Source organism: Microbacterium sp. MMO-56 (assembly GCF_037146215.1).
Classification (GTDB): Bacteria; Actinomycetota; Actinomycetes; order Actinomycetales; family Microbacteriaceae; genus Microbacterium.
In genome coordinates this window covers 170232-191595 of record NZ_JBBCVW010000003.1, presented here as the reverse complement: position 1 = coordinate 191595, position 21364 = coordinate 170232, and the positions used below count along the sequence as shown (strand labels likewise).

The following is a 21364-nucleotide window of genomic DNA, read 5'->3' as shown; positions in this document are numbered from 1 at the left end:
GTTCCAGCCGATCGGGACCGGGGACACCGTCTCCCAGAGTACGGCAAGAGGGGCCGGAGGTTCCCCTCCGGCCCCTGCCGTGGACTTACTTGATCGACCCGCCAGCGGCGACGATCTTCTGCTCGGCCGAACCCGAGACCTTGTCGACGTCGACCGTGAGCTTGACCGAGATGTCGCCGGTGCCGAGCACCTTGACCTTCTCGTTCTTGCGCACGGCGCCCTTCGCGACGAGGTCGCCGACGGTGACGTCACCGCCGTTCGGGTAGAGCTCCGCGAGCTTGTCGAGGTTGACCACCTGGTACTCGACGCGGAACGGGTTCTTGAACCCGCGCAGCTTCGGCGTCCGCATGTGGAGGGGCATCTGCCCGCCCTCGAAGCCGATCTTGACCTGGTAGCGGGCCTTCGTGCCCTTGGTGCCGCGACCAGCGGTCTTGCCCTTGGAGCCCTCACCGCGACCGACACGGGTCTTCGCGGTGTTGGCGCCGGGGACCGGACGCAGGTGGTGCACCTTCAGCACGCCGGGACGCGTGGCGGACTCCGCCTTCTTCGCGGCGGGCTTCTTGGCGGCCGGCTTGGCGGCCTTCTTCGTGTCGACGACCTCGTCGGTCGCCTTCTCAGCCTTCTCGGCCATCAGTCGATCTCCTCAACCTTGACGAGGTGCGCGACGGTCTTGACGTAGCCGCGCGTCTGCGCGTCGTCGGGACGGACGACGGAGTCGCCGATCCGCTTCAGACCGAGCGAACGCAGCGTGTCGCGCTGGTTCTGCTTCTCGCTCACCTTGGACTTGACCTGGGTCACCTTGAGGCGCGCGGCCATCAGGCACCTCCCTTTGCAGCGGCCAGGGCGTCGGCCTCGGCACGGATCAGACGGGCCGGAGCCACCTGGTCGAAGTCGAGACCACGACGGGCGGCGACGGCACGGGGCTCCTCGAGCTGCTTCAGCGCCTCGACGGTCGCGTGCACGATGTTGATCGTGTTCGACGAGCCGAGGGACTTCGACAGGACGTCGTGGATGCCGGCGCACTCGAGCACGGCGCGGACGGGACCACCGGCGATGACACCGGTACCGGCAGCGGCGGGACGCAGCAGCACGACACCGGCGGCCGCCTCACCCTGCACGGGGTGCGGGATGGTCGAGCCGGAGCGGGGCACGCGGAAGAAGTTGCGCTTGGCCTCTTCGACACCCTTCGAGATGGCGAGGGGGACCTCACGCGCCTTGCCGTAGCCGACACCGACGAGACCGTTGCCGTCGCCCACGACGACGAGCGCCGTGAAGCTGAACCGGCGACCGCCCTTGACGACCTTCGACACGCGGTTGATGGTGACGACGCGCTCGAGGAACTGGCTCTTCTCGGCGTCGCGACCACCGCGGTCGCGCGTCTGGCTGCGCTCGCGGCCGCCCCGACGGGGCTCGCGCTCGCGCTCCTGCTGCGCCTCGGCAGCAGGCGCCTCGGCGGCTGCCGTCTCTCCGGTCACTTCGTTCTCCACATTCTGAGTAGTTGCATCGCTCACAGGTTCAGACCTCCTTCGCGGGCGCCCTCGGCGATCGCCGCGACACGACCCGCGTAGCGGTTGCCGCCGCGGTCGAACACGACGTCGGACACGCCGGCCGCCTTCGCACGCTCAGCGACGAGCTCGCCGACCTTGCGGGCCTTGGCGGTCTTGTCGCCGTCGAAGCCGCGCAGGTCGGCCTCGAGGGTCGAGGCAGAGGCCACGGTGTGGCCCTTGCTGTCGTCCACGAGCTGCACGAACACGTGGCGGGCCGAGCGGGTGACGACCAGGCGCGGACGCGCCTCGGTGCCCACGATCTTCTTGCGCAGGCGCAGGTGACGACGCGTACGGGCGTCGCTCTTCGATGTGACAGCCATGATCACTTACCACTCTTTCCGGCCTTGCGGCGAACGACCTCGCCGGCGTACCGCACACCCTTGCCCTTGTAGGGCTCGGGCTTGCGGATCTTGCGGATGTTGGCGGCGGCCTCGCCGACCGCCTGCTTCGAGATACCGCTGACGGTGACCTTGTTGTTGCCCTCGACGGTCAGCGTGATGCCGGCCGGGGGCTCGACGAGCACCGGGTGCGAGAAGCCGAGCGCGAACTCGACGGCAGCGCCCTTCTGGGCGACGCGGTAGCCGGTGCCGACGACCTCGAGGCCCTTGGTGTAGCCCTGGGTGACCCCGATGATGTTGTTGCTGATCAGGGTGCGGGTGAGACCGTGCAGCGAGCGCGACTCGCGCTCGTCGTCGGGGCGGGAGACCAGGACCTGGCCCTCCTCGACCGTGACCTCGATGGGCTTGGCCACGGTGAGCGCGAGCTCGCCCTTGGGGCCCGTGACGGAGACATCCTGGCCGTCCACCGAGACGGTGACGCCGGCGGGGATGTCGATGGGAAGGCGTCCGATACGCGACATGTCAGATCACCACACGTAGGCGAGGACTTCCCCACCCACGCCCTTCTGCTCGGCCTGACGGTCGGTGAGAAGACCGGAGGAGGTGGACAGGATCGCGACGCCGAGGCCACCGAGGACGGTGGGGATCTCGGTCGAGCGCGCGTACACGCGCAGACCCGGCTTGGAGACGCGCTTGATGCCGGCGATCGACCGCTCGCGGTTCGGGCCGTACTTCAGCGTCAGGGTGAGCGTCTGGCCGACGCGGGCGTCCGAGACCTCCCAGGAGGAGATGTAGCCCTCCTGCTTGAGGATCTCGGCGATGTTGGTCTTGAGCTTGGAGCTCGGCAGCGCGACGGTGTCGTGGTGCGCCGAGTTCGCGTTGCGCAGACGGGTCAGCATGTCTGCGACCGGGTCTGTCATCGTCATGTGATGTTTCCTTTGTTCACGTGGTTTCGGATGCCGTTACGCGACATCCGACCTTCTTGAGGTGATTACGCCTTCGCGTCCTCGGACTGGAAGGGGAATCCGATCTGGCGCAGGAGCGAGCGGCCCTCGGCGTCCGACTTCGCCGTCGTGACGACGGTGATGTCGAAACCGCGGACGCGGTCGATCTTGTCCTGGTTGATCTCGTGGAACACGGACTGCTCCTGGAGACCGAACGTGTAGTTGCCGTTGCCGTCGAACTGCTTGGGCGACAGGCCGCGGAAGTCGCGGATGCGGGGCAGCGCGAGCGTCACGAGACGGTCGAGGAACTCCCAGGCACGGTCGCCGCGGAGGGTGACGTGCGCACCGATGGGCTGGCCCTCGCGCAGCTTGAACTGCGCGATGGACTTGCGGGCCTTGGTGACGATCGGCTTCTGACCCGTGATCTTGGTGAGGTCGTCGACCGCACCATCGATCACCTTGGAGTCGCGAGCCGCCTCACCGACACCGGTGTTGACGACGACCTTGAGGATCCCCGGGATCTGCATGACGTTCTCGTAGCCGAACTCGTCCTGCAGGGCCTTGCGGATCTCGGCCTGGTACTTCTGCTTCAGGCGCGGCTGGATTTTGCCAGCGGGCGCGGCAGTGGTGGTGCTCATCAGAGGTCCTTACCGCTCTTCTTCGCGTAGCGCACGCGGACGGTGCGCTTCACGCCGTCCTTCGTCTGCTCCTCGACACGGTGACCGACGCGGGTCGGCTTCTTGGTCGAGGGGTCGACGACGGCGACGTTGGAGATGTGGATCGGGGCTTCCATCGTCTCGATGCCGCCCGTCTTGGTCCCGCGCTGGGTCTGGCCCACACGGGTGTGCTTGGTGACGTAGTTGACGCCCTCGACGATGACACGGTTCTGCTCGACGAGAACGTCGAGGACCTTGCCCTGCTTGCCGCGGTCGCCGCCCTTGTCCTGCTTCTTGCCAGTGATGACCTGAACGAGGTCACCCTTCTTGATCTTGGCCATGCGGTCAGATCACCTCCGGGGCGAGCGAGACGATCTTCATGAACTTCTTGTCGCGAAGCTCACGGCCGACCGGTCCGAAGATGCGGGTGCCACGCGGCTCCCCGTCGCCCTTCAGGATGACGGCGGCGTTCTCGTCGAACTTGATGTAGGACCCGTCGGCACGACGGGTCTGCTTGACGGTGCGGACGACGACGGCCTTGACCACGTCGCCCTTCTTGACGTTGCCGCCGGGGATCGCGTCCTTGACGGTCGCCACGATGATGTCGCCCAGGCCCGCGTAGCGGCGGTTCGAGCCACCGAGCACGCGGATCGTGAGCAGCTCCTTGGCGCCGGTGTTGTCGGCGACCTTGAGGCGGGACTCTGTCTGAATCACTTGTTACTCCTTGGGTTCCAAGAAGGCCGAGGCCTTACTTGGCCTTCTCGAGGATCTCGACCAGACGCCAGCGCTTGGTGGCGCTCAGCGGGCGGGTCTCGTTGATGAGCACGAGGTCGCCGATGCCGGCGGAGTTCTGCTCGTCGTGGGCCTTCACCTTCGACGTACGACGGATGACCTTGCCGTACAGCGGGTGCTTCACGCGGTCCTCGACCTCGACGACGATGGTCTTGTCCATCTTGTCGCTGACGACGTAGCCGCGACGGGCCTTGCGGTAGCCACGGGCGTTCTCGTCGCGCACGTCGTGCGCGCCGTGCTCGTGACCGGCCTGCTCGGTCGCCTCGACGACCGCCTCGGCGGTCTTCTTCGTGGTGGCCATTACTCAGCCTCTTCCTTCACGGCCTCGTCGGCGGCATCCGCCTTCTTGGCCTTCGTCTTCTTCGCCTTCGCCTGGACCTCGACGGGCGCGGGCGTGGCACGGATGCCGAGCTCGCGCTCACGGATCACGGTGTAGAGCCGCGCGATGTCGCGCTTGACCGCACGGATGCGGCCGTGGCTCTCGAGCTGGCCGGTGGCCGACTGGAAGCGCAGGTTGAACAGCTCCTCCTTGGCCTTGCGCAGCTCCTCGACGAGGCGCTGGTCCTCGAACGTGTCGAGCTCGCTCGGGGCGAGCGTCTTGGTACCGACGGCCATTACGCGTCGCCCTCCTCGCGCTTGATGATGCGTGCCTTCAGCGGCAGCTTGTGGATTGCCCGGGTGAGGGCCTCGCGAGCGAGCTCCTCGTTGACGCCCGCGACCTCGAAGAGGACGCGACCCGGCTTGACGTTGGCGACCCACCACTCCGGCGAGCCCTTACCGGAACCCATGCGGGTCTCGGCCGGCTTCTTGGTGAGCGGACGGTCGGGGTAGATGTTGATCCACACCTTGCCGCCACGCTTGATGTGACGGGTCATGGCGATACGAGCGGACTCGATCTGACGGTTCGTCACGTACGCGGGCGTCAGGGCCTGGATGCCGAACTCGCCGAAGGAGACCTTCGTGCCACCGGTCGCCTGGCCGGAACGGCCGGGGTGGTGCTGCTTGCGGTACTTGACCTTGCGGGGGATAAGCATCAGGCAGACGCTCCTTCTGCGACGGGGGCCTCGTTGCGGGGGCCACGACGACGGTCGCCACCACGGTCGTCACGACCACGGGGCGGCTTGGGGGCGTTGGCCTGCTCGCGCGCGAGCTCCTTGGCCGTCAGGTCGCCCTTGTAGATCCACACCTTCACGCCGATGCGGCCGAAGGTGGTCTTGGCCTCGTAGAAGCCGTAGTCGATGTTCGCGCGCAGCGTGTGCAGGGGCACACGACCGTCGCGGTAGAACTCCGACCGGCTCATCTCCGCGCCGCCGAGGCGGCCCGAGACCTGGATCCGGATGCCCTTGGCGCCGGCGCGCTGCGCGCCCTGCAGACCCTTGCGCATCGCGCGGCGGAACGCCACACGTGCGGAGAGCTGCTCGGCGATGCCCTGCGCGACCAGCTGGGCGTCGGCCTCGGGGTTCTTCACCTCGAGGATGTTCAGCTGGATCTGCTTGCCGGTGAGCTTCTCGAGGTCGGCGCGGATACGCTCGGCCTCGGCGCCACGGCGACCGATCACGATGCCCGGGCGGGCGGTGTGGATGTCGACGCGGACGCGGTCACGGGTGCGCTCGATCTCGATGCCGGACACGCCGGCGCGGTCGAGCTGCGTCTGCAGGAGCTTGCGGATCTTGATGTCCTCGGCCACGTAGTCGGCGTAACGCTGGCCGGGCTTCGTGGAGTCCGAGAACCAACGCGACACGTGGTCCGTGGTGATGCCGAGGCGGAAGCCGTACGGGTTGACCTTCTGTCCCATTACTTGCTCGCCTTCTTGCTGGTGCTGCCGGTTGCGCCCTCGACCTCGGGGGTCGCGAGCTCGACGGTGATGTGGCTCGTGCGCTTCTTGATCTGGAACGCGCGACCCTGAGCACGGGGACGGAAACGCTTGAGCGTGGTCCCCTCATCGACGTACGCGTTGCGCACGTACAGGTCCTGCTCGTCCAGGTACTCGCCGTCCTTGTCCGCCTTCACGCGGGCGTTGGCGACGGCCGACTCGACGAGCTTGTAGATCGGCTCGCTGGCGCTCTGCGGGGCGAACTTCAGGATGGCGAGTGCCTCCTGAGCCTGCTTGCCCTTGATCAGCGCGACGACACGACGAGCCTTCTGAGGGGTCACGCGAATGTGCTTGACGCGTGCGATGGAATCCACCATGTCTCTCCTCCTCTAGTCCTCTCCAGGATCACCACCGCGTCAGCGGCGGCGGCCCTTCTTGTCGTCCTTCACGTGGCCGCGGAAGGTGCGGGTGGGCGCGAACTCGCCCAGCTTGTGGCCGACCATGGTCTCGGACACGAACACGGGGATGTGCTTGCGTCCGTCGTGCACGGCGATCGTGTGACCCAGCATCGCCGGGATGATCATCGAGCGGCGCGACCAGGTCTTGATGACGTTCTTCGTGCCGGCTTCGTTCTGCGAGGCGACCTTGCGGAACAGGTGCTCGTCGACGAAGGGGCCCTTCTTCAGGCTGCGAGGCATCTTCCTCTACTCCTACTTGCGCTTCTTGCCGGCGTTGCGACGACGGACGATGTACTTGTCGCTCTCCTTGTTGGGGTGGCGGGTACGACCCTCCGCCTGACCCCAAGGAGTGACGGGGTGACGTCCACCGGACGTCTTGCCCTCACCACCACCGTGCGGGTGGTCGACCGGGTTCATGGCGACACCACGGACCGTCGGGCGCACGCCCTTCCAGCGCTTGCGGCCGGCCTTGCCCCAGTTGATGTTCGACTGCTCGGCGTTGCCGACCTCGCCGATGGTCGCGCGGCAGCGCGCATCGACGTTGCGGATCTCGCCAGAGGGCAGACGCAGCTGGGCGTAGGGGCCGTCCTTGGCGACGAGGCGCACCGAGGCGCCCGCCGAACGCGCCATCTTCGCGCCGCCGCCGGGGCGGAGCTCGATGGCGTGGATGACGGTACCCGTCGGGATGTTCTTCAGCGGCAGGTTGTTGCCGGGCTTGATGTCGGCCGAGGGACCGGACTCGACGATGTCGCCCTGCTGCAGCTTGTTCGGCGCCAGGATGTAGCGCTTCTCGCCGTCGACGTAGTGCAGCAGCGCGATGCGCGCCGTGCGGTTGGGGTCGTACTCGATGTGAGCGACCTTGGCGTCCACGCCGTCCTTGTCGTTGCGACGGAAGTCGATCAGACGGTACTGGCGCTTGTGACCGCCGCCGATGTGGCGGGTGGTGATGCGGCCCTGGTTGTTGCGACCACCGGTCTTGGACAGCGGGCGCAGCAGCGACTTCTCGGGCGTCGATCGCGTGATCTCGGCGAAGTCGGCCACCGACGAACCGCGGCGACCCGGGGTCGTGGGCTTGTACTTGCGAATAGCCATGGTGTGTTGTCCTCTATCCCAGCTGTCAGCCGACGGCCGTGAAGATGTCGATGGTGCCCGAGCGCAGCGTGACGATGGCGCGCTTGGTGTCCTTGCGCTTGCCCATCCCGAAGCGGGTGCGACGGGCCTTGCCGGCGCGGTTGAGCGTGTTGACCGCGGCGACCTTGACGCCGAAGATCTTCTCGATGGCGAGCTTGATCTCCGTCTTCGAGGCGCGCGGGTCCACGAGGAAGGTGTACTTGCCCTCGTCGATCAGACCGTAGCTCTTCTCCGAAACCACCGGCTTCAGGATGATGTCGCGCGGGTCCTTGTTCAGGGAGACGTTCGCAGTGGTCATGCCGAGACCTCCTCGGTGGCGCCGGCCTTCGCAGCGACGAACGCGTCGTAGGCGGCCTTGGTGAAGACGATGTCGTCGGAGACGAGCACGTCGTAGGCGTTGAGCTGGCCGACCTCGAGCACGTGGACGTACCCCAGGTTGCGGACGCTCTTGAGGGTCAGCTCGTCGCCGCGCTCGATGACGACCAGGACGTTCTTGGTCGGCGCGAGCTGGGCGAGGACCGCCGCGGCGGCCTTGGTCGAGGGCGCGCCCTCGATGCCGAACGAGTCGACGACGTGCAGACGTGCACCCCGGGCGCGGTCGCTGAGGGCTCCGAGGAGCGCGGCGGCGATCATCTTCTTGGGGGTGCGCTGCGAGTAGTCGCGCGGCTTCGGGCCGTGGACGATGCCACCGCCGGTCATGTGCGGCGCGCGGATCGAGCCCTGGCGGGCGTTACCGGTGCCCTTCTGCTTGAAGGGCTTGCGGCCGGCGCCGGAGACCTCACCGCGACGCTTGGTCGAGTGGGTGCCCTGGCGAGCCGCGGCGAGCTGCGCGACGACGACCTGGTGGATGAGCGGGATGTTCGTCTTGACGTCGAAGATCGCGGCGGGCAGCTCCACGGAGCCGGCCTTCTTGCCGTCGGCCTTCACGACGTCGAGCGCGAGAGTGGCGTCAGCCATGATCAGGCACCCTTCACTGCGTTGCGGACATAGACGATGCGGCCGCGCGCACCGGGGACGGCGCCCTTGACGAGCAGCAGACCCTTCTCGGCGTCGACGGCGTGCACCGTGAGGTTGAGGACGGTGACGCGCTCGCCACCCATGCGACCGGCCATGCGCATGCCCTTGAAGACGCGGCTGGGCGTCGAGGAGGCACCGATGGAGCCGGGCTTGCGGTGGTTGCGGTGCGCACCGTGCGAGGCGGAGACGCCCTTGAAGTTGTGGCGCTTCATGACACCCGCGGTGCCCTTGCCCTTGCTGGTGCCGACGACGTCGACCAGCTGGCCGGCCTCGAAGGTCGCGTCGACCGTGAGCTCCTGGCCGAGCGTGTAGTCGGAGGCGTCCGCGGTGCGCACCTCGGTGAGGTGGCGGCGCGGGGTGACTCCGGCGGCCTCGAAGTGGGCCGTGAGGGGCTGGTTGACCTTGCGCGGGTCGATCTGGCCGTAGCCGATCTGCACGGCGTTGTAGCCGTCGCGCTCGGGGGTGCGGACCTGGGTCACGACGTTCGGCGCGACCTCGATCACGGTGACGGGAACGAGCTTGCCGTTCTCGTCCCAGACCTGGGTCATGCCGAGCTTCGTGCCGAGCAGGCCCTTGGAAACCTTGTCGTTGATGTGTGCCATGACCGGGACCTCAGAGCTTGATCTCGATGTTGACGTCGGCCGGGAGGTCGAGGCGCATCAGCGAGTCGACGGCCTTGGGCGTCGGGTCGATGATGTCGATGAGGCGCTTGTGGGTGCGCATCTCGAAGTGCTCGCGGCTGTCCTTGTACTTGTGGGGCGACCGGATGACGCACACGACGTTCTTCTCGGTCGGAAGCGGCACGGGGCCGACGACCGTGGCGCCCGCGCGGGTCACCGTGTCGACGATCTTGCGCGCCGACGTGTCGATGACCTCGTGGTCGTACGACTTCAGGCGAATGCGGATCTTCTGTCCCGCCATTGTCTGCTCTCTCTCTTCTCGCGTCATACCTCGCGGGCATTGGACGCACGGGGCGCTTGTGGCGCCGGGGCACTTCCTCCTCGAACCTGTCGCCAGGCCTTCGAGGGACTTGCACCACTGTTCTGATGTCAAGCCCACCTCGTCGCGCACGCGCGACACCTGAGTCCAGGCGGAAGGGGTGGATTGTGTCGTTCTGCTGCCCGCGGCCTAGGACCCTGCACCGGACCCCTCGGGGTGGCGCCGCCTATGCACTGCCCTGGCAGTGATCCCGCGCACGCCGAAGCCGCGCAGGAATGTGGAACCTGACTAGTCTACGTGTCGCCCGGGCGTGTCGCAAACCCGGGCGTGTCGCGCGGCGTGTCGCGCTCAGCCGACACCCAGCCCACAGCGCGAGACCGCGCAGATGTCGCGCTCACGGCGTGAGAAGCGGACATCTGCGCGGTCTCGCGGCGGGGCTCAGCTCACTCGGTGCCGACGGCCTTGTCGATGTTGTCGCGGACGCTGTCGACCTGTCCGTGCGCGCTCTCCGGCGCGACCTTCTTGACGAAGTCGGCGGCGGCGTCGAGCACCGTGTCGCTGACCTGCTCGGCCTGCTCGCTGTGCAGCGCCTCGTCGATCTTGTCCTTGTTCTGCTCCAGGAACTGCTTGCCCTGGTTCACGAGATCCTCGATGCCCATACCGCCTCCTTCGTCGCCCCCCGTGGGCGAATCCCCTCCATTGTGGCGGTGCCCCCGCCGGCGCGCCACCGGATCTGCGGCCGGCATGACGAAGGCCCCCCGGCGGAGCCGAGGGGCCTTCGTGGTGAAGCGAGATTACTTCAGGATCTTGGTGACGGTACCGGCACCGACGGTGCGGCCACCCTCACGGATCGCGAAGCCGAGGCCCTCTTCCATGGCGATCGGCTGGATGAGCTCGACCGACATCTCCGTGGTGTCGCCGGGCATGACCATCTCGGTGCCCTCGGGCAGCGTGATGACGCCGGTGACGTCGGTGGTGCGGAAGTAGAACTGCGGGCGGTAGTTCGTGAAGAACGGGTTGTGACGGCCACCCTCCTCCTTGGACAGGATGTACGCCGTGCCCTCGAAGTTGGTGTGCGGGGTCACGGAGCCGGGCTTGACGACGACCTGGCCGCGCTCGACGTCGTCACGCTTGGTGCCGCGCAGGAGCAGACCACAGTTCTCGCCGGCCCAGGCCTCGTCGAGCTGCTTGTGGAACATCTCGATACCCGTGACCGTGGTCTTCTGCGTCGGGCGGATGCCGACGATCTCGACCTCGGAGTTGATCGCGAGGGTACCGCGCTCGGCGCGGCCCGTGACGACCGTGCCACGACCGGTGATGGTGAAGACGTCCTCGATGGGCATGAGGAACGGCTTGTCCTTGTCGCGCACCGGGTCCGGGATCGACTCGTCGACCGCGTCCATCAGCTCGACGATCTTCTCGACCCACTCGGCGTCGCCCTCGAGAGCCTTGAGGCCCGAGACGCGGACGACGGGCGCGTTGTCGCCGTCGAAGTCCTGCGACGAGAGCAGCTCGCGGACCTCGAGCTCGACGAGCTCCAGGATCTCCTCGTCGTCGACCATGTCGCTCTTGTTGAGGGCGACGAGCAGGTACGGCACGCCGACCTGCTTGGCGAGGAGCACGTGCTCACGCGTCTGCGCCATGGGACCGTCGGTCGCGGCGACCACGAGGATCGCGCCGTCCATCTGGGCGGCACCGGTGATCATGTTCTTGATGTAGTCGGCGTGACCCGGGGCGTCGACGTGCGCGTAGTGGCGCTTCGGGGTCTCGTACTCGACATGCGAGATGTTGATCGTGATACCACGCTGGCGCTCTTCGGGAGCCGAGTCGATCGACGCGAAGTCACGCTGCACGTTGGTGGCCGACGGGTACTTGTCGGCGAGCACCTTCGAGATCGCGGCGGTGAGCGTCGTCTTACCGTGGTCGACGTGCCCGATGGTTCCGATGTTGACGTGCGGCTTGGTCCGCTCGAACTTGGCCTTGGCCACTGGGTCCTCCTCAGGACATTCGTGTAGGGGTTCGGGCGCTGGATTGCGACCGAGTCTCTACGGGGATGTTTCTAGTCTATGCGTATGAAGTTGTGTGTCACCGGGATGCCGCAGCAGCGGCATCCCGGAGGACGATCACTCGCCCTTGTTCTTCTGGACGATCTCGTCGGCGACGGCCCGCGGGACCTCGGCGTACGAGTCGAACTCCATCGAGTACACGGCCCGGCCCGAGGTCTTCGAGCGCAGGTCGCCGATGTAGCCGAACATCTCCGACAGGGGAACGAGGGCGCGGACGATCTTGATGCCCGACCCGTCCTCCATCGACTGGATCTGACCGCGACGCGAGTTCAGGTCGCCGATGACGTCGCCCATGTACTCCTCGGGCGTGCGCACCTCGACCGCCATGAGCGGCTCGAGGATCGCGGGGCTCGCCTTGCGGACGGCCTCCTTGAAGCCCATCGATCCGGCGATCTTGAACGCCATCTCGGAGGAGTCCACGTCGTGGCTCGCACCGTCGAGCAGGATCGCCTTGACGCCCACGATGGGGTAGCCGGCGAGCACGCCGACGTTCATGGCGTCCTGGAAGCCCTGGTTGGTCGGCTCGATGTACTCGCGCGGGATGCGGCCACCGGTGACCTTGTTCTCGAACTCGTACGTCTTGTCGGCCGTGACCTCGAGGGGCTCGAGCGCGAACTGGATCTTCGCGAACTGACCCGAACCACCGGTCTGCTTCTTGTGGGTGTAGTCGTGACGCTCGACGGCCTTCTTGATCGTCTCGCGGTACGCCACCTGGGGCTTGCCGACGTTGGCCTCGACCTTGAACTCGCGCTTCATGCGGTCCACGAGGATGTCGAGGTGCAGCTCGCCCATGCCCTTGATGACCGTCTGGCCGGTCTCGGGGTTGAGCTCGGTGCGGAAGGTCGGGTCCTCTTCGGCGAGCTTCTGGATCGCGGTGCCCAGCTTCTCCTGGTCGGCCTTGGTCTTCGGCTCGATGGCGACCTCGATGACGGGCTCGGGGAAGGTCATCGACTCGAGGACGACGGGCTCGTTCGGGTCGGCGAGGGTGTCACCGGTGGTGGTGTCCTTCAGGCCGATGACCGCGTAGATGTTGCCCGCGGTGACCGAGTCGACCGGGTTCTCCTTGTTGGCGTGCATCTGGAAGATCTTCCCGATGCGCTCCTTCTTGCCCTTGGTCGAGTTGATGACCTGCGCGCCGGAGTCGAGGTGACCCGAGTAGACGCGGATGTAGGTCAGGCGACCGAAGAACGGGTGGACCGCGACCTTGAAGGCGAGCGCGGCGAACGGGTCGTTGGCGTCGGGGTGACGCTCGATGACGACCTCTTCGTCCTTGGGGTCGTGCGCCTCGATGGCGGGGACGTCCAGGGGCGAGGGGAGGTAGTCGACGACCGCGTCCAGCATGGGCTGCACGCCGCGGTTCTTGAACGCCGAGCCGCAGAGCACGGGGTACAGCTCGCCGCCGACGGTGAGCTTGCGGATCGCGCCCTTGATCTCGGCGAGAGTGAGCTCCTCGCCGCCGAAGTACTTCTCGAGCAGCGCCTCGTCGGTCTCGGCGACCGTCTCGAGGAGCTTCTCGCGGTACTCGGCCGCGAGGTCGGCGAGGTCGGCGGGGATCTCCTGGACCTCGTACTTGGCGCCCATGGTGACATCACCCTTGGCGTCGCCGGGCCACACGAGCGCGCGCATCTCGACGAGGTCGATGACGCCGATGAAGTCGTTCTCGGCGCCGATGGGCAGCTGCAGCACGAGGGGCTTCGCGCCCAGGCGGTTCACGATCGTGTCGACGGTGAAGTAGAAGTCGGCACCCAGCTTGTCCATCTTGTTGACGAAGCAGATGCGGGGGACGTCGTACTTGTCGGCCTGACGCCAGACGGTCTCGGACTGGGGCTCGACGCCCTCCTTGCCGTCGAACACGGCCACCGCGCCGTCGAGGACGCGGAGCGACCGCTCGACCTCGACCGTGAAGTCGACGTGCCCGGGGGTGTCGATGATGTTGATCTGGTGCTTGTTCCAGAAGCAGGTCACGGCGGCGGACGTGATCGTGATGCCGCGCTCCTTCTCCTGCTCCATCCAGTCGGTCGTGGACGCACCGTCGTGCGTCTCGCCGAGCTTGTGGTTGACACCCGTGTAGAAGAGGATGCGCTCGGTCGTCGTCGTCTTGCCGGCATCGATGTGCGCCATGATGCCGATGTTGCGGACCTTGTTGAGGTCGGTGAGCACTTCTTGTGCCACGGGGTGTCCTTTACGTGTAGTGACGGATGTCGCGGGGCGACCGGCCGGGGTGTGCCCGGCCGGTCGCCGAGACGCTGTTTACCAGCGGTAGTGCGCGAAGGCGCGGTTGGACTCGGCCATCTTGTGGGTGTCCTCGCGGCGCTTGACCGCGGCGCCCAGGCCGTTCGACGCGTCCAGGATCTCGTTCTGCAGACGCTCGGTCATCGTCTTCTCACGACGGCCCTTCGCGTAGGAGACGAGCCAGCGCAGCGCGAGCGTGTTGGCGCGGTGCGGCTTGACCTCGACGGGAACCTGGTAGGTCGAGCCGCCGACGCGGCGGCTCTTGACCTCGAGGGTCGGGCGGACGTTGTCGAGCGCCTTCTTGAGCGTCGCGACGGCGTCCTGGCCGTTCTTGGCCTCGACGCCCTTGAGGGCGTTGTAGACGATGGCCTCGGCGATCGACTTCTTGCCGTCGACGAGGATCTTGTTCACCAGCTGGGTGACGATCGGAGCACCGTAGACCGGGTCGTTGACGACGACGCGGCGGGGTGCGGGTCCCTTGCGAGGCATCTCACTCAGCCCTTCTTGGCGCCGTAGCGACTACGGGCCTGCTTGCGGTTCTTGACGGCCTGGGTGTCCAGGGCGCCGCGAACGATCTTGTAACGGACACCGGGGAGGTCCTTGACACGGCCTCCACGGACGAGCACGAGCGAGTGCTCCTGCAGGTTGTGACCCTCGCCGGGGATGTAGGCGGTGACCTCGGTGCCGTTGCGGAGCTTCACACGGGCGACCTTGCGCATCGCCGAGTTCGGCTTCTTGGGCGTGGTGGTGTACACGCGGGTGCAGACACCCGCCTGCTGCGGGTTCGCCTTCAGGGCGGGCGCCTTGGTCTTGGTGACCTTGGGCGAGCGACCCTTGCGAACCAACTGCTGAATGGTTGGCACGTTCTCTCCTTGTCGTGCTGTGCGATCCTCTCGGGCCGCACAGGTGCTGCACGGTGACAGCGTTCGTGGTTTCACCACAGATCCACCGCACGACGAACCGTCGGGCTTGGGGTGGTGGATATGCCGTGGGGGCGACCTGTTCGCAGATCGAATCCGGATGCGGCGCCCGGCTCGCCCTCCGGCGTGCCGAGGCACGACGCAAGGCGCGCGAGAGCGCACACCCGGTCAATGATACGCCGTATGACGAAGCCGGGCAAACGGGGACGCCCCTCGTCAGGGTGCGGTCCGGCGCAGGTGGAACTCCTCGTCGCCGAGGAAGAACCTCTCCCCCGCATCCAGCCGTGCTCCGGGCTCGACCTCGACCTCGTCGCCCAGGAGCGTGCGCACCAGGACACCGTTCGTCGAGCCCAGATCGGTCACGGTCCACGCGTCGCCCCGCAGCTCCAGACGGGCGTGGGTCTTCGAGACGGTGCGCGCCCGATCCGGGACGGCGACCAGCTGCGCGGTCGGATAGGCCGCATCGCCCGACGGGCGCCGGCCCAGGATGACGACGGGCGAGGAGAGGGCGACGGGCGCACCCGTCGCCGGCACCAGCTCCCATGTCGGGCGGTGGGTCCGCCGCGCGACGACGGTCATGTCGGCCACGTCGTCGTCGTCCTCGGCGGCCTCGTCGGCGGCCCGCGCGCGACCCCGGCGCACGCCGGGGTCCTCCTCGGGGTCCTCGATGCGGCGGTGCTGGGCGGGAACGGCGCCCCCGGCCGATCTCGGTGCGCCGGCGCGGGGGGCGCCGACGACCGCCGAGACCTCCCCGGACAGCTCCGGGAACACATCCGCGTCGTCGGTGTCCACGCGCCGCGCATCGGGGTCCGTCGGATGCTCGGACGCCGCGGGGACGCGGGTCACGCGCGCGGCCGGGAGCGGACCGTCGGGCTCGTGCCGCACGCCGGGCACCGCGGCGATCGGGCCGGCCTCCCCCGCGGCACGGCGCCGCCCGTCGGACGACTCGACCGACGCTCCCACGCCCTCGGTGAGCGGCGGCACGTAGGGCCTCCCGCCCGCCGAACTCGGCGGGAAGGGCGAGGGGTGGATGGCCGACACGTCGTCGATCTCCGGCCACGCGCCGGCCGGCGGCGACGTGTCGGGAGGCGTCCACGGCGCGGCGACTCCGGCGGGCGGGGCGAAGCTCGTCGCGTCCGCCTCGGGCGCCGCGCCGTCCGGATCCGGTGCCAGCGGCATCCCCGCCGCGGCCGCCTCGGCCTGGAAGGGTCCCTCCGCGTCGGGAGAGACGGCGAGGGAGACGGTCGGCGGCGCCGCGACGGTGTCCTCCGGCGTCGCCGCACCGCCGGGTCCGGCCGAGCCGCGCGCACGAGAGCCGACGGGACGCGCCCCGAGCCAGCGCGCGGGCCCGAAGCCGAGCACACTCGCCCACACGACGAACACGAGGGCGGCGAGCACCGTCATCCCCGTCCCGTAGCCGAACCCGGCGTTGATCCGGTGCGCAGACACGATCAGCAGCACGAAGACGACGATCTGGGCGATCGGGACGACCACGAGCAGCACGAGCCACGGGCTGAAGCCGCCCCAGCGCAGCAGGGTGGCGAGGTTCACGAACGGCACCCAGGCCTTCCACTGCTCCTCGCCCATCTTGCGGAACACCGCCGAGAGGGCGAGCGCGGTCCAGACGTAGAGGACGACCCCGAGGATCGCGGAGATCAGTCCCATGAGGGACACGAGGGACGCCAGAGACTCGTCGACGGCTGCTGTGCTCATGCGGTGCGCCGCGCCTCGCCGGTCGCGGCTCCCCCTCTCGGTACGGGACGGGGGCCGGCGACGACGCCCCGGGACGAACGATCTCAACGATACGGCCGCACGCAGTCGCCGCCAGAGGGTCGGCGTGAGCGCGCCGCGCTCGGCGTCGACGATGCGCCAGAACGCGAGCGCGTCGTCGTCCGTGACGGTCGCCGGCGAGAAGACGGCCTCATCGGCGGCGCGGGCGAGCTCCGCGGCACCCGGGGCGCCCAGCCGGCCGGCGATCTCGAGGCGGGTCGCGCGCGGTGTCCGGTCGCGCCCCGCGTCGGCGGCGGCGTCCAGGTACTCCTCCCACCCCGCCGCGACGCGGTCCCGGGGCTCCCCGCGCTCGCGACGCCGGCGCCGGCGGAGCGCCTTGACCAGCGCGACGGACAGGAACGGTCCGGCGAGCGCGAGCAGCACGCCCAGCGAGAGGGCGCCCCCGCGCAGCGCCGCCCACAGCCAGGAGAGGTCCACGGGGCCGGGCCGGTCCGGCGTGTCGGCGGTGTCCTCCTGGGCGGGGCGCGGCGGATCGACCTCGTCCACCCCGCGCGGGTCGACCCCGGTGCCGATCGTCGGGTCGGGCTGCGCCGTCACGTCGCGGCTCGGCGGCTCGAGGTGCTGCGGCGTGACGTCGACCGGGATCCAGGCACCCGTCGACGCCTGCACCTCCACCCAGGCGGACAGATCGCCCGCACGGCAGACGCCGTCGGAGCACCGGGAGAGATCGGCGTCCGCCGCCCGGGTGCGCATCCCCACGACGATCCGGGCGGGGAATCCGAGCTCCCGCGCCATCAGCGCCGTCGCGACGGCGAACTGCTCGTCGTCGCCCACGGCCGCGACGACGTCTCCCGTGGCCGCGGCCCGCGGGTCCTGCTCGCGCTCGAGGAGCGCCGCGAACATCCGGTCGATGCGGGCGAGGGAGTGACCGGCGGGACTCGGCGCGAACACCGGGACGCCGGCATCCGCCATCCAGGCGGACTGCGCGTCGGTGAGGGCGTGGCTGAGGTATCCCCGCTCGCGCAGCAGCGTCACCAGCTGCGCGAGGGCCGCGCCGCCCGAGCCGGTGGTGTGCGCACCCATCCACGCGCGCAGGCTCGCCGGCGCCTCGGGCGAGCGGTCCGGCACTCCCGGCGCCTCGGCCTCCCCGAGCGCGGGGGCCTGCGCCTCGGACGCCTCGAGCCGGTACGCGTCCCCCGCCGTCCAGGGCGTCGTCTGCACCGCCGCCGACCGGGTGTCGTCGACGTAGAACCCGTCGGCGAGCGCCGCGGCGCGGGCTCCCTCGAAGGCCACCGCGGCGATCGTCCCCGCCGAGGGCATCCATATCCCGTCCAGGGCGTCGATGCTCACCAGGACGTCGACACGCGCACCCGGTCCCGGGGCACGGGGAGCCGCGAGGCGCACGAACCCCGACGCGGCCGATCCCGACGCGGTGCGATACACGGCGCCGTCGTAGTCGTCGAGCACGGCCAGGCGGATCCGTTCGGGCACGCGGTCGCCGTCGAGGCGGAACAGCACCCGGTCGTGTCGCGCGTCCGTGAAGGACGCCCGATAGGCCGCGAGCGGGCTGACCGCCCGGGAGATCTCGACACGGGGCCCGGTCGCCTCCCGCAGCACCGTGCGCGGCGCGGACGCCGCCGCGGGCACGACGGCGAGGGCCGCCAGGGCGGCGACGACGACCATGCCGACGCCGATGCCGGCGCGGCGCACATCCATCCCGCGGCGCCGGCGCAGGCGCACGCCGCTGGCGTCCGCCGCGGCTCGCAGGGCCTCGCGCCGCGACTGACGCGTTCGCCACGACAACCACAGCACGCCGGCGGCGAGGGTCCCGAGGCCGACCGCGGTCTCGACCGGCGCGGACAGGGCGAGGCCGGATCCCGCCGGGCCGATCGGGAGGGGGGCGCTGACCGCGGTGCGACCGAACAGCAGACCGAAGCCCGTCATCGCGACCCCCACCGCGACCGCCCACGCGGACGCGCCGCCGCGGCGCCACGTCAGCAGGAGGGCGCTCGTCGTGCCGACGAGGAAGACGACGAGCGCGGGGACGAGGAGGTTCCGATAGGTCCCGACGGGGAGCGAGACCGTCAGGAGGTCCTTCCACCCGACGACGAGACCGGCGGCGAGCTCGCCGAGACCGCGGACGATCCCGTCGACGGTGACGGCGTCCCCGCGGGACGGCACGGCGAGAGGCGGCCCGGCGAGCAGGATGACCGCGGTCAGGAGTCCGGCCGCCATCCACCCGCCGCCCCGCCGCCACGCGACGAGGCCGGCGATCGCCGCGCCGAGGGCGGTCGACGCCGCAACGAGCAGGAGGAACTCCGCCGAGCGGTAGATCGGCCACGCCGCGAGCGCGGCGAGCGCGACGCTCACCGCGACGTAGAGGGAGCCCGCGATCGTCCTGCTCACTCGGCGGCTCCGCGCAGCATCAGTCCGGACAGATCCTCGAGCGTGCCGACCGTCACGACGGCGAGGCCACCCAGCACCCGGGTCCGCGGGTGCGCGCGCTCGTCGCACACCACGGCGACCACGGCGACGTCGGCGGGGAAGGCGAGCGCGGCCTGCCGCAACCGGGCGATGCCCGTGTGCGAGCCGGTCACGAGCACGGCGACGGAGAGCCGGTCCCCCACCTCGGCGGTGAGACGGCAGACGTCGGGCAGGGGCATCGTGTTCTCGAGCCGGGCGACGCCGCTGAACCCGTCGAGCAGGGTGCGCCGCGTCGCGGCGGGGATGTGGCGGATAGCCCGCACGCGGCCGCGCACGACGCGCGGGATCTCGACGCCGACGACGACGTCGAGGTCACGCGCGTCGTGGACGGCGCGCACGGCGAGGGAGGCGGCGACGCTCACGGCGAGCTCGAACTCGTCGGCCGAGTCGTACTCGGGCCGGGCGAGGCCGAGCACCACGGCCATCCGCGAGCGCCGGGACTCCTCGTACTGGCGCACCATGAGGCGTCTGGTCTTGGCCGTGGACTTCCAGTGCACCTGCCGCCGGGCGTCGCCCGGCGCGTACTCGCGGATGGCATGGAAGGACATGTCGGCATCGACGAGGCGACCGGTCGGGCTCCCGTCGAGGTCGCGGATCAGCCCCGCGCTCGAGGACGGCACGGCCGTGGTCCGCGGATGGACGTGCAGCTCCCGCGCGTCGGCCACCGCGTGCTCGCGGCGCAGGAGACCGAGCGGATCCGACCGCACCGAGATGGCCGGTCCGATGCGGACGATCCCGCGGGGCTGCGGCGGCAGATCGAGCACGTGCTCGGAGACGCCGCCCGGCCGCAGGAACGGCGCGCCGAGCTCGATCAGGCCGCGGCCGATCGGGATGTCGATCCGCCCGGGGAGCGCGGCGCGGCGTCCCGCGTTGCGGACGACGAGCCTCGCGCGAGCGCTCTGGCCGGCGACGATCCGCTCGCGGTCCAGTCGCAGCGCGACCTCGTACTCGCGGGACGCGAAGAGGAACGGCACGCTCAGCGCCAGCAGGACGAGGGCCGCCACCCCCGCCACGATCGCCTCCACCCAGCCGAACAGCACGCCGGCGCCGAGGCCGACCGTCGCGGCCCCGAGCGCCAGCACCCCGGCCGGCCGCACCGTGCGGCGCACGCGGCCTGCCGCCGCGGCGAGTCGGGAACGCGCGGACACCGCGACGCGGGCCGCCCGGACGGCGGCGCCGACGAGTGCGCGCTGGCCCGGGCCGGTCGCCTGGGTCACCTCGGTCCGTTCGCCCGTCGCGGCGCCGCCGGTTCCCGCCGCGGTGCGCGTCAGCCGGGTCTCGCCCAGTGTCACGGCGCCTCCCTGCGGGTCGGGGGCGGCACGTCCAGCAGCACCTGCCCGATGACCGCCTCCGCGCCGACCCCGTCGAACTCCGCTTCGGGGTGCAGGATCAGGCGGTGCGCGAGCACCGCGACGGCCAGCCGCTTGACGTCGTCGGGGGTCGCGTAGGTGCGCCCCTGCGCCGCCGCGGACGTGCGCGTCGCGCGGGTGAGGGCGAGCGCGCCGCGGATGCTGACGCCCAGGCGCACCTCGTCGGCGGAGCGGGTCGCGTCCACGAGCCGGGCGACGTAGTCGAGGACGAGGGCGTCGACGTAGACGTCGGCGGCGAGGCCCGCCATGCCGCGCAGCGCCCCGGGCGTGATGATCGGGGCGAGCCGGTCGATCGGCGCGGCCTCGCGCCCGAGGATGCGCACGGTCGACGCGTGGTCGGGGTAGCCGAGCGACGTGCGCAGCAGGAAGCGGTCCAGCTGCGCCTCGGGCAGACGATACGTGCCCGCCTGCTCGACCGGGTTCTGCGTCGCGAGCACGAGGAAGGGTGCACCGACGTCGTGTGTGGTGCCGTCGATCGTGACGTGTCCCTCCTCCATGACCTCCAGGAGGGCGGCCTGCGTCTTCGGGCTCGCCCGGTTGATCTCGTCGGCGAGGACGATGTTCGCGAAGACCGGCCCGGCGTGGAACTCGAACACGCCGCTCTTCTGGTCGTACACCGTGATGCCGGTGATGTCGCCGGGGAGCAGGTCGGGCGTGAACTGGATGCGCGTCGTCGTCCCCTGCACGGACTGCGCGACCGCGCGCGCGAGGGACGTCTTGCCGGTGCCGGGCACGTCCTCGAGCAGCACGTGGCCCTCGCTGAGCATCGCGGTCAGGACGAGCTCCACGACGTGCCGTTTGCCCAGCACCGCGCGCTCGACGTTGTCGGCGAGCGCGGCGAAGGTCTGCGCGAACCAGGTCGCCTGTTCGGTGGTGATCGTCATGCGGGGCTCCGTCGGAGGGTCGTCAGCGGTTCGGGGCGGACA

28 protein-coding genes are annotated in these 21364 nt (G+C 69.7%); all 28 read right to left on the bottom strand.

Annotation, left to right across the window (positions count from 1 at the left end):
* Positions 1–85: 85 nt before the first annotated feature.
* Positions 86–631, bottom strand: coding sequence for a 50S ribosomal protein L15 (gene rplO, locus WFI00_RS04125; protein ID WP_336630709.1), 546 nt, complete (start codon positions 629–631; stop codon positions 86–88).
* Positions 631–816, bottom strand: coding sequence for a 50S ribosomal protein L30 (gene rpmD, locus WFI00_RS04120; protein WP_023954062.1), 186 nt, complete (start codon positions 814–816; stop codon positions 631–633). The genes rplO and rpmD overlap by 1 nt, the downstream gene beginning before the upstream one ends.
* On the bottom strand, positions 816–1475 hold the full coding sequence (gene rpsE / locus WFI00_RS04115) for a 30S ribosomal protein S5 (protein WP_336630708.1): 660 nt from the start codon (positions 1473–1475) through the stop codon (positions 816–818). The genes rpmD and rpsE overlap by 1 nt, the downstream gene beginning before the upstream one ends.
* A 32-nt stretch (positions 1476–1507) precedes the next feature.
* The gene (gene rplR, locus WFI00_RS04110; RefSeq protein WP_336630707.1) at positions 1508–1867 is read right to left on the bottom strand and encodes a 50S ribosomal protein L18; all 360 of its coding nucleotides are present in this window, start codon (positions 1865–1867) and stop codon (positions 1508–1510) included.
* Positions 1868–1869: 2 nt separating this feature from the next.
* Positions 1870–2406, bottom strand: a complete 537-nt coding sequence (rplF, locus tag WFI00_RS04105; protein ID WP_336630706.1) for a 50S ribosomal protein L6 — start codon at positions 2404–2406, stop codon at positions 1870–1872.
* 6 nt (positions 2407–2412) lie between these two features.
* The gene (rpsH, locus tag WFI00_RS04100) at positions 2413–2811 is read right to left on the bottom strand and encodes a 30S ribosomal protein S8 (protein WP_336626668.1); all 399 of its coding nucleotides are present in this window, start codon (positions 2809–2811) and stop codon (positions 2413–2415) included.
* A 65-nt stretch (positions 2812–2876) separates the two neighbouring features.
* On the bottom strand, positions 2877–3467 hold the full coding sequence (gene rplE, locus WFI00_RS04095) for a 50S ribosomal protein L5 (RefSeq protein ID WP_336630705.1): 591 nt from the start codon (positions 3465–3467) through the stop codon (positions 2877–2879).
* The gene (gene rplX / locus WFI00_RS04090) at positions 3467–3826 is read right to left on the bottom strand and encodes a 50S ribosomal protein L24 (RefSeq protein ID WP_204962805.1); all 360 of its coding nucleotides are present in this window, start codon (positions 3824–3826) and stop codon (positions 3467–3469) included. Before rplX ends, rplE begins: the two co-directional genes overlap by 1 nt.
* Before the next feature lie 4 nt (positions 3827–3830).
* Complete coding sequence (gene rplN / locus WFI00_RS04085) at positions 3831–4199, bottom strand: 50S ribosomal protein L14 (protein WP_336630704.1); 369 nt, start codon at positions 4197–4199, stop codon at positions 3831–3833.
* 34 nt (positions 4200–4233) lie between these two features.
* The gene (gene rpsQ / locus WFI00_RS04080) at positions 4234–4578 is read right to left on the bottom strand and encodes a 30S ribosomal protein S17 (RefSeq protein ID WP_336630703.1); all 345 of its coding nucleotides are present in this window, start codon (positions 4576–4578) and stop codon (positions 4234–4236) included.
* Complete coding sequence (gene rpmC, locus WFI00_RS04075) at positions 4578–4892, bottom strand: 50S ribosomal protein L29 (protein ID WP_336630702.1); 315 nt, start codon at positions 4890–4892, stop codon at positions 4578–4580. Before rpmC ends, rpsQ begins: the two co-directional genes overlap by 1 nt.
* On the bottom strand, positions 4892–5311 hold the full coding sequence (rplP, locus tag WFI00_RS04070) for a 50S ribosomal protein L16 (protein ID WP_018171451.1): 420 nt from the start codon (positions 5309–5311) through the stop codon (positions 4892–4894). The genes rpmC and rplP overlap by 1 nt, the downstream gene beginning before the upstream one ends.
* On the bottom strand, positions 5311–6072 hold the full coding sequence (gene rpsC / locus WFI00_RS04065) for a 30S ribosomal protein S3 (protein WP_292862949.1): 762 nt from the start codon (positions 6070–6072) through the stop codon (positions 5311–5313). The genes rplP and rpsC overlap by 1 nt, the downstream gene beginning before the upstream one ends.
* The gene (gene rplV / locus WFI00_RS04060; protein WP_336630701.1) at positions 6072–6467 is read right to left on the bottom strand and encodes a 50S ribosomal protein L22; all 396 of its coding nucleotides are present in this window, start codon (positions 6465–6467) and stop codon (positions 6072–6074) included. The genes rpsC and rplV overlap by 1 nt, the downstream gene beginning before the upstream one ends.
* A 39-nt stretch (positions 6468–6506) precedes the next feature.
* Positions 6507–6788 carry a 30S ribosomal protein S19 gene (gene rpsS, locus WFI00_RS04055; protein WP_336630700.1) on the bottom strand — a complete coding sequence of 94 codons (282 nt, stop codon included), beginning with the start codon at positions 6786–6788 and terminating at the stop codon, positions 6507–6509.
* Between the two features lie 12 nt (positions 6789–6800).
* Positions 6801–7640, bottom strand: a complete 840-nt coding sequence (gene rplB, locus WFI00_RS04050; RefSeq protein WP_336630699.1) for a 50S ribosomal protein L2 — start codon at positions 7638–7640, stop codon at positions 6801–6803.
* 25 nt (positions 7641–7665) lie between these two features.
* Positions 7666–7977, bottom strand: a complete 312-nt coding sequence (gene rplW, locus WFI00_RS04045) for a 50S ribosomal protein L23 (protein ID WP_336630698.1) — start codon at positions 7975–7977, stop codon at positions 7666–7668.
* Positions 7974–8636 carry a 50S ribosomal protein L4 gene (rplD, locus tag WFI00_RS04040; protein ID WP_336630697.1) on the bottom strand — a complete coding sequence of 221 codons (663 nt, stop codon included), beginning with the start codon at positions 8634–8636 and terminating at the stop codon, positions 7974–7976. The genes rplW and rplD overlap by 4 nt, the downstream gene beginning before the upstream one ends.
* A 2-nt stretch (positions 8637–8638) precedes the next feature.
* Positions 8639–9298, bottom strand: a complete 660-nt coding sequence (gene rplC, locus WFI00_RS04035) for a 50S ribosomal protein L3 (RefSeq protein ID WP_336630696.1) — start codon at positions 9296–9298, stop codon at positions 8639–8641.
* 10 nt (positions 9299–9308) lie between these two features.
* Complete coding sequence (gene rpsJ, locus WFI00_RS04030; RefSeq protein ID WP_005050520.1) at positions 9309–9617, bottom strand: 30S ribosomal protein S10; 309 nt, start codon at positions 9615–9617, stop codon at positions 9309–9311.
* A gap of 461 nt (positions 9618–10078) precedes the next feature.
* Entirely contained in the window at positions 10079–10294 is a 216-nt protein-coding gene (locus tag WFI00_RS04025) for an Rv0909 family putative TA system antitoxin (RefSeq protein ID WP_336630695.1), read from the bottom strand.
* Between the two features lie 135 nt (positions 10295–10429).
* Entirely contained in the window at positions 10430–11623 is a 1194-nt protein-coding gene (gene tuf, locus WFI00_RS04020) for an elongation factor Tu (protein ID WP_204962786.1), read from the bottom strand.
* 135 nt (positions 11624–11758) lie between these two features.
* A complete protein-coding gene (fusA, locus tag WFI00_RS04015) occupies positions 11759–13873 on the bottom strand; it encodes an elongation factor G (RefSeq protein WP_336630694.1) in 2115 nt (704 codons plus the stop codon).
* A 78-nt stretch (positions 13874–13951) separates the two neighbouring features.
* Positions 13952–14422 (bottom strand): 30S ribosomal protein S7, encoded by a 471-nt coding sequence (gene rpsG, locus WFI00_RS04010; protein ID WP_018187368.1) that lies wholly within the window; start codon positions 14420–14422, stop codon positions 13952–13954.
* 5 nt (positions 14423–14427) lie between these two features.
* A complete protein-coding gene (gene rpsL / locus WFI00_RS04005) occupies positions 14428–14796 on the bottom strand; it encodes a 30S ribosomal protein S12 (protein WP_018187369.1) in 369 nt (122 codons plus the stop codon).
* 273 nt (positions 14797–15069) lie between these two features.
* Positions 15070–18990 carry a transglutaminase domain-containing protein gene (locus tag WFI00_RS04000; protein ID WP_336630693.1) on the bottom strand — a complete coding sequence of 1307 codons (3921 nt, stop codon included), beginning with the start codon at positions 18988–18990 and terminating at the stop codon, positions 15070–15072.
* Positions 18987–20360: a DUF58 domain-containing protein gene (locus WFI00_RS03995; protein ID WP_336630692.1), complete on the bottom strand. Its 1374-nt coding sequence runs from the start codon at positions 20358–20360 to the stop codon at positions 18987–18989. The genes WFI00_RS04000 and WFI00_RS03995 overlap by 4 nt, the downstream gene beginning before the upstream one ends.
* Positions 20357–21322 carry an AAA family ATPase gene (locus tag WFI00_RS03990; protein ID WP_336630691.1) on the bottom strand — a complete coding sequence of 322 codons (966 nt, stop codon included), beginning with the start codon at positions 21320–21322 and terminating at the stop codon, positions 20357–20359. The genes WFI00_RS03995 and WFI00_RS03990 overlap by 4 nt, the downstream gene beginning before the upstream one ends.
* Positions 21323–21364 lie beyond the last annotated feature (42 nt).